General features: G+C 42.3%; 15 protein-coding genes. 9 read left to right on the plus strand and 6 right to left on the minus strand.

What is annotated here, in order from left to right; all coding sequences use genetic code 11:
- Positions 1-9: 9 nt before the first annotated feature.
- From OCW38_RS01920 to pepA, 4 genes are all read right to left on the minus strand, one after another.
- Positions 10-414, minus strand: a complete 405-nt coding sequence (locus tag OCW38_RS01920) for a DUF2061 domain-containing protein (RefSeq protein WP_010435010.1) — start codon at positions 412-414, stop codon at positions 10-12.
- A 216-nt stretch (positions 415-630) separates the two neighbouring features.
- Positions 631-3,504: a valine--tRNA ligase gene (locus tag OCW38_RS01925; protein ID WP_261894908.1), complete on the minus strand. Its 2,874-nt coding sequence runs from the start codon at positions 3,502-3,504 to the stop codon at positions 631-633.
- A 102-nt stretch (positions 3,505-3,606) separates the two neighbouring features.
- A complete protein-coding gene (locus OCW38_RS01930) occupies positions 3,607-4,056 on the minus strand; it encodes a DNA polymerase III subunit chi (protein WP_010435007.1) in 450 nt (149 codons plus the stop codon).
- Between the two features lie 99 nt (positions 4,057-4,155).
- Positions 4,156-5,676: a leucyl aminopeptidase gene (pepA, locus tag OCW38_RS01935; RefSeq protein ID WP_010435005.1), complete on the minus strand. Its 1,521-nt coding sequence runs from the start codon at positions 5,674-5,676 to the stop codon at positions 4,156-4,158.
- Positions 5,677-5,869: 193 nt separating this feature from the next.
- Here pepA and lptF point away from each other — a divergent pair, with 193 nt between their 5' ends.
- Both lptF and lptG read left to right on the plus strand, forming a co-directional pair.
- Positions 5,870-6,970 (plus strand): LPS export ABC transporter permease LptF, encoded by a 1,101-nt coding sequence (gene lptF / locus OCW38_RS01940; RefSeq protein ID WP_010435003.1) that lies wholly within the window; start codon positions 5,870-5,872, stop codon positions 6,968-6,970.
- 3 nt (positions 6,971-6,973) lie between these two features.
- A complete protein-coding gene (gene lptG / locus OCW38_RS01945) occupies positions 6,974-8,044 on the plus strand; it encodes an LPS export ABC transporter permease LptG (protein WP_010435002.1) in 1,071 nt (356 codons plus the stop codon).
- 64 nt (positions 8,045-8,108) lie between these two features.
- Here the strand turns inward: lptG and OCW38_RS01950 are convergent, their stop codons facing one another.
- Positions 8,109-8,585, minus strand: coding sequence for an RDD family protein (locus OCW38_RS01950; protein ID WP_010435000.1), 477 nt, complete (start codon positions 8,583-8,585; stop codon positions 8,109-8,111).
- A gap of 1,315 nt (positions 8,586-9,900) precedes the next feature.
- On the opposite strand from OCW38_RS01950, the gene OCW38_RS01955 reads away from it, so the two are divergent.
- The 6 genes from OCW38_RS01955 (at position 9,901) to OCW38_RS01980 (ending at position 13,888) form a co-directional block, all read left to right on the plus strand.
- Positions 9,901-10,257, plus strand: a complete 357-nt coding sequence (locus OCW38_RS01955) for a hypothetical protein (protein ID WP_146442954.1) — start codon at positions 9,901-9,903, stop codon at positions 10,255-10,257.
- Positions 10,258-10,303: 46 nt separating this feature from the next.
- Positions 10,304-10,759, plus strand: a complete 456-nt coding sequence (locus OCW38_RS01960; protein ID WP_146442951.1) for a GIY-YIG nuclease family protein — start codon at positions 10,304-10,306, stop codon at positions 10,757-10,759.
- A gap of 196 nt (positions 10,760-10,955) precedes the next feature.
- Positions 10,956-12,182 (plus strand): site-specific integrase, encoded by a 1,227-nt coding sequence (locus tag OCW38_RS01965; protein ID WP_261894913.1) that lies wholly within the window; start codon positions 10,956-10,958, stop codon positions 12,180-12,182.
- Between the two features lie 103 nt (positions 12,183-12,285).
- Positions 12,286-12,663: a hypothetical protein gene (locus OCW38_RS01970; RefSeq protein WP_146441171.1), complete on the plus strand. Its 378-nt coding sequence runs from the start codon at positions 12,286-12,288 to the stop codon at positions 12,661-12,663.
- A 47-nt stretch (positions 12,664-12,710) separates the two neighbouring features.
- Positions 12,711-13,190, plus strand: a complete 480-nt coding sequence (locus tag OCW38_RS01975) for a hypothetical protein (protein WP_261894915.1) — start codon at positions 12,711-12,713, stop codon at positions 13,188-13,190.
- A 266-nt stretch (positions 13,191-13,456) separates the two neighbouring features.
- Positions 13,457-13,888 carry a DUF2787 family protein gene (locus OCW38_RS01980; RefSeq protein WP_146441142.1) on the plus strand — a complete coding sequence of 144 codons (432 nt, stop codon included), beginning with the start codon at positions 13,457-13,459 and terminating at the stop codon, positions 13,886-13,888.
- Positions 13,889-14,375: 487 nt separating this feature from the next.
- Here the strand turns inward: OCW38_RS01980 and OCW38_RS01985 are convergent, their stop codons facing one another.
- The gene (locus OCW38_RS01985; protein WP_315974571.1) at positions 14,376-15,257 is read right to left on the minus strand and encodes a WYL domain-containing protein; all 882 of its coding nucleotides are present in this window, start codon (positions 15,255-15,257) and stop codon (positions 14,376-14,378) included.
- Positions 15,258-15,524: 267 nt separating this feature from the next.
- Here OCW38_RS01985 and OCW38_RS01990 point away from each other — a divergent pair, with 267 nt between their 5' ends.
- Positions 15,525-15,791, plus strand: a complete 267-nt coding sequence (locus tag OCW38_RS01990) for a hypothetical protein (RefSeq protein WP_261894919.1) — start codon at positions 15,525-15,527, stop codon at positions 15,789-15,791.
- The last annotated feature ends 84 nt before the right edge of the window (positions 15,792-15,875 follow it).

Below are 15,875 nucleotides of genomic sequence, written 5' to 3' on the forward strand. Positions count from 1 at the left end.
ATATTGTGATTAAGCATGTTGGTGCAAACAAAACTGTAATTGTGTTGTTTGGCTTTCTGTTTTTCGTAACCAAACTTTTTCGTGGAAATAGTAAGCGATTGTATTTAAAGCTGGCTCTAGCGTGGCCATCACACCGCCAATAAAGGCATCACCAGTTAATAAATAGACAACGGCAAAGGCAACACTAAAATGGATAGTGGCAAAGCTTGCTGTTTTTAGTTTAGTCATAAATTGGCGAGCTTTAAGTGCTGGAATTTGAGCCCAAGCCTTTTCATGAAAATAAAAAGCGACTGTATTTACGGAGGGTTCAATCATGGCAATTAAGCTACCAATCAAGATGTCGCCCGTTAGTACGTAAGCGACACTAAATGCGATAGTAAAATGTAATGCGGCAAAGGTTAGTGTCTTTTTCATGATAATTACTCAATCGTTTTGTTGTTTTGATAGAACTATTATTGAGAATTATTATCATTAATTAAAGTGGGTTGTAAGGATTGATTCGATAGATGAAACCTATCAATAAGTGTGGCGAGCAAGATATATTGGAATCAGAGGCATAAAAAAAGGCTGGTCACGAGGACCAACCTTTCTATTTAGATCGAGAAGTTCGAAGCTTTCTCGTTCAATCAGTTAAAGCGCAGCGATGGTCGCTTTTTGCTCTTCAAGCTTAACAAGAGTCTCTTGGTAGCCTTCAAGCTTTTCACGCTCTTTCGCGATAACAACTTCAGGTGCTTTAGCAACGAAACCTTCGTTACCTAGTTTACCTTCGATACGTTTGATTTCGCCTTGAGTCTTAGCCACTTCTTTATCTAGACGAGCAAGTTCAGCATCTTTGTCGATAAGACCCGCCATTGGGATCATCAATTCAGATTTACCAACAAGCTTCGTTGCACAAGCTGGAGTCACTTCACCATCAGCCAGTACTTTGATGTCATCTAGTTTCGCTAGAGAAGTAAGAACGATCTTGTTTGCTTCGATACGCGCAGCATCTTTCTCATCAGCGACTTTGATCATCACTTCTAGGCCTTTGCTAGGAGCAATATCGTATTCCGCACGTAGGTTACGGATAGCAGTGATGAAAGTCTTAACCCATTCGATATCGTCAACGATCTCAGCATTGAAGTTAGCTTCATTAAACTGAGGAAGTGCTTGAGTCATGATTGTCTCTCCTTCAACACCGTCTACTAGTGGCTTAACGCTCTGCCAGATAGATTCAGTGATGTAAGGAAGAACTGGGTGAGCAAGACGCAGTGTTTTCTCAAGAACCGTGATCAAAGTGTAACGGGTCGCTTGTTGTTGAGCTTCAGTACCCTTCCAAAGAACCGGTTTAGTTAGCTCTAGGTACCAGTCACAGAATTGGTTCCAGATGAATTCGTAAAGCGTGTTTGCTGCCATGTCTAGACGGTAGTTGTCTAGGTGAGCATTAAATTCTTTCGCTGCAACTTCAAACTGAGATTCAATCCACTTATCTGCTAGAGAGAATTCCATGTTTGCACGGTCTTCAACAGACAGTGACATGCCACAATCGTGCTCTTCTGTATTCATCAGTACGTAACGGCTTGCGTTCCATAGCTTGTTACAGAAGTTACGGTAACCTTCAAGACGCTTCATGTCCCAGTTGATATCACGGCCAGTTGAAGCCATAGCAGCAAGAGTGAAACGTAATGCATCAGTACCGTATGGTTCGATACCATCTTCGAAAGTTTTACGTGTAGCCTTTTCGATCTTAGCAGCCAGTTTAGGTTGCATCATGTTGCCACAACGCTTCTCTACTAGCTCTTCAAGGCCGATGCCGTCAATCATGTCGATTGGATCAAGTACGTTACCTTTCGACTTAGACATCTTGTCGCCGTTTTCATCACGGATAAGACCTGTCATGTAAACGGTTTTGAAAGGTACTTGAGCCTTGCCATCTTCGTCTTTCACGAAGTGCATGGTCATCATGATCATACGAGCAACCCAGAAGAAGATAATATCAAAACCAGATACTAGTACTTCAGATGGGTGGAATGTTTTTAGTGCTTCAGTATCTTCAGGCCAGCCTTGCGTGCCGAATGTCCAAAGTGCAGAAGAGAACCAAGTATCTAGTACGTCGTCGTCTTGCTTAAGTACAACAACAGGCGCTAGGTTGTTCTTTTCACGAACTTCTTCTTCAGTGCGACCTACGTAAACCTTACCATCGTTGTCGTACCATGCTGGGATACGGTGGCCCCACCAAAGTTGACGAGAGATACACCAGTCTTGCACGTCACGCATCCACGCGAAATACATGTTTTCGTACTGTTTAGGTACGAATTGGATTTGGCCATCTTCAACCGCTTTAACCGCAGGTTCTGCAAGAGGTGCTGTGCGCACGTACCATTGGTCAGTCAGCATTGGTTCGATAACCACGCCACCACGGTCGCCGTAAGGGACAGTCAGGTCGTGATCTTTGATCTCTTCAAGAAGACCAAGCTCATCGAATTCAGCAACGATAGCTTTACGTGCAGCAAAACGCTCCATGCCTTGGTATTTAGCAGGGATGTCCGTTGAGTAAACATCGCTTTCTTCGCCGTTCGTTGTGAAGACTTCAGTAGCATCACGGATATCAGCGTTGAACGTTAGGATGTTGATCATTGGTAGGTTGTTGCGCTTACCCACTTCGTAATCGTTAAAGTCATGAGCTGGAGTTATCTTCACACAACCCGTGCCTTTTTCCATATCTGCGTGCTCATCGCCTACGATAGGAATAAGACGGTTTACAACAGGAAGTAGGATTTCTTTGCCGATAAGATCTTTGTAACGAGGATCTTCTGGGTTAACAGCAACGCCAGTATCGCCAAGCATGGTTTCTGGGCGAGTCGTCGCTACAACGATGTAATCTTTACCATCAGCCGTTTTAACACCGTTCGCTAGCGGGTAGCGGAAGTGCCACATGAAACCTTTTTTGTCTTTGTTTTCAACTTCAAGATCCGAGATTGCCGTGTGAAGTTTAGGATCCCAGTTTACTAGACGCTTACCACGGTAGATTAGGTCTTCTTCGTATAGACGAACAAACACTTCTTGAGTCGCAGCCGATAGGCCATCATCCATAGTGAATCGTTCACGATCCCAATCTACAGATGCACCAAGACGACGAAGTTGTTGAGTGATCGTGCCACCCGATTCGCCTTTCCATTCCCAGATTTTATCGATGAAAGCTTCACGGCCGTAGTCGTGTTTTGTTTTGCCTTCTTCAGCAGCGATCTTACGCTCAACAACCATTTGAGTTGCGATACCAGCGTGGTCAGTACCCACTTGCCAAAGCGTGTTTTTGCCTTTCATACGTTGAGCACGGATAAGCGTATCCATGATCGTATCTTGGAACGCGTGACCCATGTGTAGGCTGCCAGTGACGTTCGGTGGCGGGATCATGATGCTGTAAGCTTCTTTTGATGTGTCACCGTGTGGCTTAAAGTAGCCTTTCTCTTCCCAAGTCTTGTACAGAGCTTGTTCGATTGATGTTGGGTTGTATGTCTTTTCCATAGTGCTCTTAAACGGATACTGTGAATGGTTAATCGTGGTCAAACTTCATAAGTGAAGCTTCTTGAGTTTAAAGTCAAAGAGAGCTTTAACTATGACGTTTGACTATGGATGTTGAATCTCGATAGTTTGTAGCTGATATCCAGCTTGACGGTAAATTTTATACCTTTCTCGAGCGAGTTGCTTAGCTTTTTCTTCGCAAGGCACGAAGTCTATCACCTGAGCAAAGGCGTTCGCAAAGGTTGTATGATTATCGGCCAGATTAATTACTAGCTGACGATTCCAATTATGTTTTACGCCTTGGTAGCCGATTTCGACGTTGGTTGAATACTTTGGTCCTTCGCCAACCAAGTTGTGTGCCATAAATTCACTGGGTTCAACTTGCCAGAAAACTTCCGCAATACGTTCGGCATGCTCTTTGTCATTACAGTTGAGATAAAGTTTAGCGCCTTGTTTTGCAAAGTGCTGAACAAGAAACAGCACATAGTGAGTAAAACCATCTTCGCGGGCTTGCGGACTGTCTGAAGGCACTATGTAAAAAGTGGCAGTTTGCATACTTAACACTCGAACTGAAAATTGTGGACCTCAATATTACTTGGTCTACAGACTCTAACAAATAGCAGTTATTAAAAAAGGGCCCGTAGGCCCTTTTTACTATTTTGAAGATTGCTCTTCAGTCTCTTGGCCGCTGCGGTTCAATAAGAATTGGACAAGCATTGAGACAGGACGACCTGTCGAGCCTTTCGCTGCGCCTGACTTCCACGCCGTACCAGCACTGTCGATGTGTGCCCAGTGGTACTTCTTAGTGAATTTAGACAGGAAGCAACCAGCAGTAATTGTGCCGCCAGGACGGCCGCCGATGTTCGCCATATCAGCGAATGGGCTGTTTAGCTGCTCATGGTATTCGTCAGCCATAGGTAGACGCCATGCTCGGTCGCTTGCTTGCTCTGAAGCATTAACAAGTTCATGAGATAGTGGGTTGTGGTTTGATAGAACACCACTGATGTGGTGACCTAGAGCAATAACACATGCGCCAGTTAGTGTCGCAACGTCGACAACACAATCAGGTTCAAAACGCTCAACGTAAGTTAGAGCATCACATAAAACCAAACGACCTTCTGCATCAGTATTTAATACTTCAACGGTTTGACCAGACATCGTAGTTAGGATGTCACCAGGGCGATAAGCGTTGCTACCAGGCATATTTTCACAACCCGCTAGAATACCAACAACGTTGATTGGCAGGTTAAGTTTCGCCAATGCTTTCATTGTACCGAATACAGAGGCAGCACCACACATATCGTACTTCATCTCATCCATGCCTTCGCCAGGCTTAAGTGAGATACCGCCTGAATCGAAAGTAAGACCTTTACCGACTAGGACGATAGGTTTTGCGTCTGGATCCGCAGCGCCTTTGTATTCCATGATAGACATCATCGATTCGTTCTTAGAGCCACGGCCTACTGCTAGGTATGAAGTCATACCCAGTTTTTCCATCTCTTCTTCGCCAATGATCTTAGTCTTCACAGTTTCATAATCGTCAGCTAGGCGACGAGCTTGAGATGCAAGGTAAGCAGGGTTTGCGATGTTCGGTGGCATATTGCCTAGATCTTTCGATGCTTTCACACCTGAAGCAATAGCAAGGCCATGAGAAATAGCTTTCTCACCAAGGCTCAATTCACGACGTGTAGGTACGTTGAATACCAATTTACGTAGTGGGCGACGAGTCTCTGGCTTATTACTCTTGAATTGGTCAAACGTGTAAAGGCCATCTTTAGTTGCTTCTACAGCTTGACGAACTTTCCAGTAAGTGTCGCGACCTTTAACGTGAAGTTCTGTAAGGAAACATACTGCTTCCATAGAACCTGTTTCGTTTAGTGTGCTGATGGTTTTTTGGATGATTTCTTTGTATTGACGTTCGCCTAGCTCACGCTCTTTACCACAGCCTACCAGTAGAACACGTTCTGAAAGTACACCAGGTACTTGATGCAGTAGTAGCATCTGGCCAGGTTTACCCTCTAGATCACCGCGACGAAGCAGTGAACTAATATAGCCATCGCTAATCTTATCTAATTGCTCGGCGACTGGAGAAAGGCGGCGCGGTTCGAATACACCGACAACGATACATGCGCTGCGTTGTTTCTCTGGGCTGCCACTTTTTACACTGAACTCCATGCGTACTCCTACATCCTGAAGACAAATCGAACTAAATGTTAGATAATGGGTTCTTACTTGTTGGATCCTATAATGGAACTAACCTTAAAGAAGAACGCTAACACTTAGCTAAAAATTTAAAAAAATAAAAGGTTCAACGGGAAATTATAGTGATTCAATCAAAAAAAACAAGTTTTGTATAGGTAATTTGAGCGTGATTATTGTTAGATATTTGATCCGCGAGACAATCAAGAGCCAATTTGCGATCTTTTTTGTTCTCTTTCTCGTGTTTCTCAGCCAAAAATTCATCAGTGTTTTAGCGGACGCCTCTGATGGTGATATCCCAGCGAGCCTCATATTGTCGATTGTTGGCTTAAATATGCCCGCGATGGGCTTATTGATGCTTCCACTCAGTATCTATATTGGTATTTTACTTACTTTTGGTCGCCTTTACGCTGAAAGTGAAATAGTCGTAATGAACGCGACTGGTATTGGTAATAAATTCCTTATTCAATCTGCACTTTACTTGGCCTTAATCACAGCATCTGTTGCTGCTTTTAACTCATTTTGGCTGTCTCCTTGGTCGCAAGATAAAGTTGAGCAAATGTATGAAGAAGTGGCTGCAGAGAACAGTGTGGATTTACTGCCAAAAGGTAAGTTTGAAGGCACTCCTGATGGTTCTTCAGTCGTTTTCATCGATGACATCGACGGTAATAAGTTAGAAAATGTGTTTGTAGCTCAAATGCGCCCACGTGATTCAGTGTTACCTAGTGTAATGTTCTCTAAATCCGGAGACGTAAAAGAGCTTAGCGATGGTCGACAAGTGATTGTGATGTACGATGGTACCCGTCATGAAGGTGTTCCAACTCGTCTTGATTATATGGTGACACACTTTGAAGAGTACGAAGGCCTGATTGGCCAACGTGAAGTTGAGAAGAAAGGCCGTGACTGGGAAGCCATTCCTACGCTCGATCTGATTGGTAATCCAGAAAACAGTGCGAAAGCAGAATTGCAGTGGCGAATTTCATTGGTGCTTTGTATTCCATTGTTGACCATGCTTGTTGTGCCACTGTCTGCAGTAAACCCTAGACAAGGTCGTTTCGCCAAAATCGGCCCAGCTATACTGATTTATCTAACTTACTTCTTAGCAATCAGTGCAACCAAATCTTCGATTGAAGAAGGGAGTATTCCCGCGGTAGTCGGCATGTGGCCAATAAATGCGTTGTTGTTACTTGTCGCGATTGGTGCAAACTTTATGGATAGTGTGCCAGTAAGGCGTTTGAAAGAAAAATTCAAGAATAAGAGGTTGGCTTAAGCCGTGTTTAAAATTCTCGATTTATATATAGGCAGAACCATCATCGCAACGACGTCATTGGTATTGGTGACGTTTGTTGGCCTCTCTGGGATCATCAAGTACGTAGAGCAACTTAGAAAGGTTGGTCGCGGTACATACGATCTATTACAAGCGCTGTATTTCGTTTTGTTGAGTATCCCACGTGATATTGAAATGTTCTTTCCAATGGCCGCTTTGCTTGGCGCATTGATCGGGCTTGGTATGCTTGCTGCAAGTTCTGAACTCGTTGTAATGCAGGCTGCGGGTTTCTCTAAGTTAGATATCGGCCTATCGGTACTCAAAACCGCAATCCCACTGATGATCGTTGTGACATTGCTTGGTCAGTGGGGCGCACCTCAAGCACAGAAAATGGCTCGTGACTTAAGAACCATATCAATTGCTGGTGGTAATATTATCTCGACTCAAAGTGGTGTATGGGCTCGCGATGCCAATGATTTTATCTTCATTGTCAAAATTGATGATGAGAAGCTATATGGAATGAACATGTGGCGCTTTGATGAGAATAAAGCTCTAAAGACCGCTATTTACTCTGACGAAGTTGATTACGTTGGAGATAACGTGTGGACGATGAAAAATGTAGAGATCACGTCTTTTGAAAACGAACTTCAAATTACTAAAGAAAGCCTGCCAACTTATTCTTGGAAGACATCATTAGCACCGGATAAGCTCGCGATAGTAACGGTTAAACCAGAAGAGCTTTCATTAAGTGGATTGTATGATTATGTTTCTTATCTCAAAGCTTCAGAACAAGATGCATCACGCTATGAACTGGCGTTATGGCGAAAGATAACTCAGCCTATCTCGATAGCGGTCATGATGCTGATGGCATTATCGTTTATCTTTGGCCCTCTACGTAGTGTGACCATGGGTGCTAGGATTCTTTCTGGTGTTATCGCAGGTTTTACTTTCTACATATCCAGTGAGTTTTTTGGTCCAGTGAGTTTGGTTTATCAAATTCCCCCCGCTTTTGGTGCGCTAGCTCCGAGTGTGGTATTCCTCGGAATAGCAGTCATGCTCTTGAGGCGGAAACTGTAAATAGAAAAAAGGAAGGTATAACGCCTTCCTTTTTTGATCTTGATTAGAGCTAACTTAAATCACGCTATCGTGCTTGTGGTAACACAACGACTTCGGTCTTTGCCCAGATATCGTGAAAGCCACGCTTTTTTGGATCGAATGGAACACATAGGTTTGCCAATCCAAAACCTGAAGTACCCAAACGAATCATCGCCTGAGTTACTGTAATAGCTGAACCGTCTTTGTTTTGAACGCGTAGCTTCCAGGCTCTCATTCCCAGAGTTTGTCCTGCTCTTGTCCAGAAGAACACAAAGAAGTAAACCCAAACGACCACTAAGTAAAAAGTATACGCTGGGCTCCAAATCGGATGGTTTGTTAAGAAGTCACTAACATCTGCATATCCGCTATGGTTAAAAATACCAAGAGCCATTAGAGCGTGCAGCAGAGCGACAATAACGCCAGCTGCCAACATTTCAATAGCGATTACAATAAGGGCGTCATAGAACAAAGCACCAAATCGGCGCATTACTCCTGCTGGTGGCAGAGTGTTTGTTGATGTCATTGTGTTATTACTTCTTCAAAAATTGAGGCGTCAGAATATAGTTTAAGGCTTAGCGTGAAAAGAGACATAACGCACAGCTTATGACTTAGTGGCGAAATTATCGGCAAACACACATGAATTCAAGTTTTTATACTTGCCACATCAGTTCGCATACGTATAATGCCAGACATCGAAAGGGCAATGCCCCAAGATAATGCCGGTATGGTGAAATTGGTATACACGACGGATTCAAAAATTCCTAAGTTACTGATTTATAAAGAATTTTTATGAAAAGCCTCGATTTTTATCGGGGCTTTTCTATGTTCAGAATATGTGAAAATACAACCTCCATCACACTTCAAAATAACCCTTCTTAATTTTGTTTATTTTTCTTTTACTGCCAACTTCCTGTCCAACTTCAACATAGAACAGCAAAACCAGAACCTAAGTTTTACTAGTCACTACGGTCAAAGCAGCAAACCGAAAAGCGTTACTGTGTTTTCAATTTGGAATATCTTCAAGGCTTGATGGCTAGATGTTCAAGACAGAAAAACCGAAAGAGTACTGTCATGCTACTGTCGTATGGCAAAGGACAACTGAGGTTCCTTCCCTGATAGTTGAAGTGCAGTTAAGGTAACTCGACTACTTACACAATGTAACTTATGTTCAACTAGCTAGGAGGTTTCCAGTATTGTGGGTGCTGATCATCATTAGTTCGAGATTTCTCCAAGAATACTTTGAAAATCTCTTCAGATAAGATCTGTTTTTGCTCTGGAGTACATTTTAAATATTGTTCAAAGAGATACATAACCTGATCATCATCTAATTCCATTCTGTAGGGTTGCCTCCTCTAACAAAGCACAATTTATTATTCATTCACAATAGGTTAGTACAAAATCTAACTTTCGTCATTAAATGACGTTTAAACTCTAAAATATGTATTCATTATTCAATTAGGAAGGTTAGCTATCAAAAATAGCCCTCAGACCCTATTAAGTGATCTTAGCTTCGGTTTTAGATACTTTCATGCTGCTTTACAACCAAAAACCAACTAATTAAGAACGGTGGTTTTTGAATAAACCAGTTGTGAGGACAAAACTAACCACAAGTCTCTATCTAATAACTCCCACTCCTGTGCAACTTGAAAACACAAAGAAAAGCTGAGGAGCCCCATGTTAGTTGGAGAGCTGCTTAACTTAAAATGTACCGGATGGTAATGCCTTCAGGTGGTTTAGCACGTTTCTGGACAAATCGATGTTTTATCAAATATGTTTACTCTCCCCACCCCCCATAATGGGATCTCACCCTCTATATGACAACCACTCACGGAGGTCATATGAAATTTAAACAGCACACATCACCTAAACTACTTCGCTATTACAAGTCAAAACTTTCAATACGAGACTGGGAGGGAATGATAGAGTTCGATAACCTTGAGCGATGCAATGACGTCAGAAAGGCGACCTCGGCTGGCCGGATAAAAATTTCCAACAAGAGCCTCAACCGACTTCAACCCCTTGTCTATAAGAAGATTAAAACCATTAACATGGAATTGGTCACTATAACTATCGGTGTTAATGTAGGCATCGATTCGTTCGAATACTTAGTTAAAACTTTAAACCTAAAAGACTGTCGAGTAAAAATCTTATATCCAGTACAAGACAACATAGATATCAGTTGGATTGAATATTAAATCAGAAAACATCTATTCCTCACTCAAAAATACAGAAGGGTTATTTATGGCAACGTTACACGAAATCGAAGTGATAATTGCTGAGTTTACCGAAAAATACCGTAGAGAAGAGTTCTCTAAAATCCGTAAAAGTAGGGTGTACAAACTATCTCCAGATCAAAGTACAACCAATAACAATGAATATTGTTGGCCACAAACTTGGCCGAATAATGATTATCCTGGTGTATATGCAATACTCTCAGGTGATGAAGTTCTCTACATAGGTAAAGCATCTCTTCAAATTTTAGGATATAGATTAAGTAGCTATTTTAAATATAGTAAAGACCGAAAATCAGCAGTACCAAATACCAGCCATGTCTGGAGTAAACCGCCAACAGGAGTTGTTACTTGGGCGGTGCCTCATGAACTATTTTTTGAAGCTTCAGCCTTAGAGGAATTTTTGATATATAAATTGAAAGACAAGTTGCCGGACAATAGAGTGGGTACAGGGAAATGGAAATGAGGCCTGTTTTTCATACTTTGCGAGCGTAGGTGTCAGATTAGTTAGATTTGGTCAAAATTCAGCTTGCTATAAGCTTAGGTTTTTGACGAAACAAACAATGGGGCAAAAACGAGTCACAACCTCAAACTAAAGTCTTCCGCACCTGCATAACTTGAAAATATATATGAATATTTCGGTTAACCACTGAGGTATTCACATGAGTAAACTATTCAAATTTACCCCAACTAAACTTAACAACATTCCACCCCACGATAGACGGTCTAAATCCACCAACAATGAAGTCTCTGATACCGAAGTGCAGGGCTTGAAATTGCTTATTGGTAAATCTGGTAAGAAGCGCTTCCTACTACGGTTTATATCGCCAATCTCAAAAAATAAATCCAGCATTGCACTCGGTCAATGGCCAGATATTGACTTACCTACGGTTCGCAACAAAGCGCGTAAGTTAAAGGTACAAATCGCCGATGGTATTGACCCGAAACTTGAAAGAGATAAGCAAGTCGAAACTCAAGTACCGACCTTGTACGACTTCTTTCACGATACCTTTATTGTTTCTAAGAAAAGCAAAGGTAAGAAAACGTGGCGTGATGATATTGCGAGGTTTGAGCACTGGAAGCACTTACATACGAAGCCTATCGATAAAATTACTGGCGTCCATCTTCATCAAGTTCAAGCAAAGCTATTAGCTACGGAGTATCGCCCCGGTAAGAAGTACGCAGCAGCCACGGTCGATCGTACTATTGCCTTGATGAAAACCATCCTAAAGGAAGCATACCGCCTTTTAGACATACCCTATATCGGCGATAAGGTTTCGCTTATCAATCCAGATAACATGAGAACTCGCTACTTAACCATGGAAGAAACAGCAGCAGTGATACGTACATCACGAGATTACTATTGCAGGGTAACGGGTAATTTCATTTCTCTACTTTTCCTTACAGGATGCAGAGATACCGAATTGCGTACGGTTAAGTGGCGGAGTATCAGCCTGATTGATAAAACCATGTTTGTAGAAAGCACCAAGAATGGCACAAGTATGACGGTGCCATTAACCCCCTTCATGGTTGAGTTATTCCGGGAGCTATTGAACATGAGACAAAAAGGTAATCCATATGTCTTCTTTGGTCGAAAGGAGAGAAGCCATATCTCACAGCCTAGAAATGCTTTTACTCGAATTAAGGAGAGGGCAGGGATTAAGAATCCGAAAGAGGTTTGTTTTCATGTTGCCCGTCATAGCTTTGCGACAAATTTAATCGAGAATAATGTCGATGTGCTGACTGTACAGCGTTTAATGAACCACAAGGATTTAAGTAGTACGCAGAGGTATGTTAAGCATTCTAAGGAAAAGCTGCTCAATAGCTCGGACACTTTGTCTTCGGTATTGAAAGAACAGGCACCAAGACTGGCACACCGCATCAGTTAGATAGTTTTAACCTTAAAATCAAACATATATAAAAATTACATATCTGCCCCTACTGGCTCTAGCTAGTAGGGGCTTTTTTCGTATCTGGAATAAGGGGAAATACATGCAGGTAATAAAAACTTTTACGGAGTTAATGGCATTGAAAATGGCGAACTCTGATAAGGAAAATCTAATTGGTCATTTAGCTGAAGTGACAGATGGAGATTTGAATGATTTGGAGAAAAGTTGGGACGAAATAGGCATCACTCTGATTTTGTTCGATGAGAGCGATACCAATCAAGACCTCGATCATATGGATGAACAAACCAAGCTTATGATTGATTTCGTCACTAATCACCCAGAGTACGTGCTGCTTATCGGCTCTATGGTCATAGCGTTAGGTGTACTTAACGACCAAGGCTCAGGCTGTTACCTAGCCGGATATACCAGTAACCAGCTCCATCCAATTCAGACGCTATTGACTCAGGTTGATGGCGAGTAGTCACTCACGCAGCAATATTTCACATTATCACCGACAGGAGAATATCTATGAACCAACGCAAAGTAGACCCAGACTTCCCTAATGCTGGCACTCAAGATGAGCAGCACCAAGAGATTAATCATTTCGAACAAATCGTATTAACAGGTGCAGCGCCGAAACTAGCAGGGAGTGGCAAGGTCTTGTACGAAGTGGCGTTGCATAATGAAGAAAAGCAACTCTACTTCAGGATCACAGGGCAGGAAGGTGGCGCAGGACTTCATTCAAAAGAGTGGCTATCCGTAAATACCATGCTTTCACTTATAGAAGCGCAGAAAGATAAACCATGGAAAAGTCAGCTGTACAAGCAGTTGTTTAATGGAGGTTCAGCAAACAACCATTCGTTCTGTTCCGTGATAATTAGGGACTTAGGTTTAGCATCAAAAACGGATTCATCACGCTACTTACATGTACTTTCAACAGACTTCGAAGATAAGAAAAGTGCATTACTGGCACTCGCCAAATCTCAAACCACATCTAAGAAAAAATAACCCTACCAGACAGTAAGACGACAGAAGAAATTTGCTAAGCCGATGAGTTGTAATCTGTTTACTTCATCAGGTGATTACCGTCAACGGACGATGAGTAATACGGTCATCACTAATATTACTACTCGACGGATTTCAAATTTCTTGAGTTATCAGTGGAAGAGTTAATGACGAGATCAGAATACTCACCTCGAACCAAGCCACTTCCGAACTTTCATACCGCACACTACCCAAGAGTGCATCCCTAACAAACTAAAAGAGAATTTATTATGAACTTAACTTTTGACGTTGAGCGCTTGCTGCTGCCAGTAAGCGTGGATCTTCAAGATACTTTAAACCGAGTGATTAGCGAATCAGGCAAATGGACACCTATGATCCAATCGGTCGTGATTAGCTTCCGAGATAAAAGCTACACCTCTGAGGACGGCGGTTTTCATCCTGTTGAAATCAGGCTTGTTCGACTCTATGACCAATGGGTATTTGATTACATCACTGACTTTGCGTATTGCGGTGGTCCATATCCCGAACTGGTTAAAGAGGTGGATTTCAACTTCGGATGCGGGACAGCGAGTTTTTCCTATGTTCCGGAATTATCAATAACAAGTAGTGAGGTAATGGAGTTCTATTCGATGTGGGAATCCAACTTTCTAAGCTACATCGGAATGGATTGCTTTGATGAGATAAAAGTTACGGTGGATTAGTCCATCACTAACGAATCAAGTTGAAAGCATCAAGTGAGGGAGAGCTAATTTTAACGAGTTTACTTGGTTGATAGGTGGTTAACTGCTCCCATTGCTATGTAGAAGCAATGGGAACAGTTAAGGTCTGCAATTCTATGGGAAATACCGAGAGAATGACTTGTATGAAGCTATCTCTGTCTTACAGTTCTTAAATATTCCCCTATATATTCAACCAGCTGACTGGCTGTTATTGATTAGTTTAGTTACGTTCGGTGAAAAACAGCATCGTTTCGAGTCTTCCCTTAGTTAGTATCGATTCTAAGTTTGGTAAAACACCCCAGTTCCCATATCTAACATCGAAAGCTTAAAAACCGCTGCATAGTTGTTTCTTTATGATATGGAGTGACTACAACAGAGAACCGAAACGACATTATGTTTTGGTGGTTGCATTTCATCTCAACGAACCATCAACAAGCCCAACAACGTACTTCAATTAGCTTAGTGCCTTCTACTGGGTTGAATCTAAATACGCTTGGAGCTCTTGCTTCAACAAGTAACGTATCCAATCAGGTGAGAGCACCTCTGCATGAGGTAGCCACGTTTTAAGTTGGCGTAATAATTCTGGAATGTTCTTGGTTTGGTGACTAATGAACACATCCCCTGAATCCAGGTCTTTCAATACTTGGAAGTCATCAGCGTTACCTTCATTTAAGAAGGCTTCTACGCCTTTAGCGCTCATCTGTATAACCACTTCAATGGGATTGAGTAAAGGTTCTTCATATTCACAACCAGTTAGCTTCTGCTCAACGCTAGGGTCAGGAGAATATTTGTCCTCGTAACGCACTAGCTCACGAATCTTAGCCACTCTGAGAGACTCTAGGCGGTTTCTCTGTGTCCCGACAATGAACCACAATCCACGTTCATTCAACAGTTTGTAGCTGTGGAACTCATCGTAGGTTTTCCCTTCATGGCTAAAGCTGATCACGTTTCGTCGCTGTATCGATTCGATAAGTTTCTCGAACACTGAAGCACATTCACTGATGTCCTCGACTTTTGGGTTCTTGAAGAGAAAGGGTGGTGTGGTTTTGTTGTTCAATACGCCATTGCTTAGATAGTGCTTACCCGAAAACAAAGTATCGAACCCCATGTTTAACAGCAGGAGAGATAGCTCATTATTGGTCTGTCTGCCTAAGAACTTAGGGTCTAACGAGTAGCAAGCACCATCACGTTGTATAGGTAGGTAGTTCAACCGTTCATTGAAGTCACGATTTAACGTCCTTCTCGCTACCCCAAATTCACGACTTAAATCGTCCAGATGCAACTTCTCACCTGTATTCAAACGGGTCAGGATGATGCCAAGTCGTTTCGCTAGTTTGTCATGCTCTTTCATTCTATGCATTGTAGATAGGTCGCTCGTCAGGTGGTGTCGCACTGAGAAAGAACCTGATTATTTCTAGCGAATTTTCATAAGGTTACTGATGTTGCTATAGCTTTCATTAGCTACCTCTAGGTATGCCTTACAAGGCATTCATCAATCATTTCAATATTTCTACATCTGAGCGACACACCCTGTCGTTCACCCTCTTTAAACTAATCATCAATCACGTTAACGCCGTCTTTATCGGTGGCGTCATTACGTATTTAAGGAAAAACAACCATGAAAAAATCAATCATCCTGCTAGGTCTAACTTCGTTATTCGTATCTTCGGTATTCGCAGGTGGTACGTTCGGTGGTAATCCGGGCGATATCTCGAAAATGAAAGAGCTGCTAGAGCCTCAATGGAATGGTAAAGCAGGTATTCAGAACACATCATCTTACGGTGTCATCGTGCAATGGAAAGCCGATGTCTGCGGAACAATGAATGGTCATGTCACTGATGTAACTCAATGCACCTCAGATACCCCGAAAGGTAAAGCACAATAAGTTTTGTTGCGGAGCTTGGATCTCGATATCTCAGTTTCGAAATTGGAACTCTCTAGGCTGAGACATCAATGAGCTCCGCAACAC

This window comes from Vibrio cyclitrophicus (assembly GCF_024347435.1).
Lineage (GTDB): Bacteria > Pseudomonadota > Gammaproteobacteria > Enterobacterales > Vibrionaceae > Vibrio > Vibrio cyclitrophicus.

Coding starts and splice junctions, on each gene's coding strand:
- OCW38_RS01950 (WP_010435000.1), bottom strand. CDS start 8,585: ATGACATCAACAAACACTCTGCCACCAGCAGGAGTAATGCGCCGATTT.
- OCW38_RS01965 (WP_261894913.1), top strand. CDS start 10,956: ATGAGTAAACTATTCAAATTTACCCCAACTAAACTTAACAACATTCCA.
- OCW38_RS01960 (WP_146442951.1), top strand. CDS start 10,304: ATGGCAACGTTACACGAAATCGAAGTGATAATTGCTGAGTTTACCGAA.
- OCW38_RS01990 (WP_261894919.1), top strand. CDS start 15,525: ATGAAAAAATCAATCATCCTGCTAGGTCTAACTTCGTTATTCGTATCT.
- OCW38_RS01955 (WP_146442954.1), top strand. CDS start 9,901: ATGAAATTTAAACAGCACACATCACCTAAACTACTTCGCTATTACAAG.
- OCW38_RS01985 (WP_315974571.1), bottom strand. CDS start 15,257: ATGAAAGAGCATGACAAACTAGCGAAACGACTTGGCATCATCCTGACC.
- OCW38_RS01925 (WP_261894908.1), bottom strand. CDS start 3,504: ATGGAAAAGACATACAACCCAACATCAATCGAACAAGCTCTGTACAAG.
- OCW38_RS01970 (WP_146441171.1), top strand. CDS start 12,286: ATGCAGGTAATAAAAACTTTTACGGAGTTAATGGCATTGAAAATGGCG.
- OCW38_RS01920 (WP_010435010.1), bottom strand. CDS start 414: ATGAAAAAGACACTAACCTTTGCCGCATTACATTTTACTATCGCATTT.
- OCW38_RS01980 (WP_146441142.1), top strand. CDS start 13,457: ATGAACTTAACTTTTGACGTTGAGCGCTTGCTGCTGCCAGTAAGCGTG.
- OCW38_RS01975 (WP_261894915.1), top strand. CDS start 12,711: ATGAACCAACGCAAAGTAGACCCAGACTTCCCTAATGCTGGCACTCAA.
- pepA (WP_010435005.1), bottom strand. CDS start 5,676: ATGGAGTTCAGTGTAAAAAGTGGCAGCCCAGAGAAACAACGCAGCGCA.
- OCW38_RS01930 (WP_010435007.1), bottom strand. CDS start 4,056: ATGCAAACTGCCACTTTTTACATAGTGCCTTCAGACAGTCCGCAAGCC.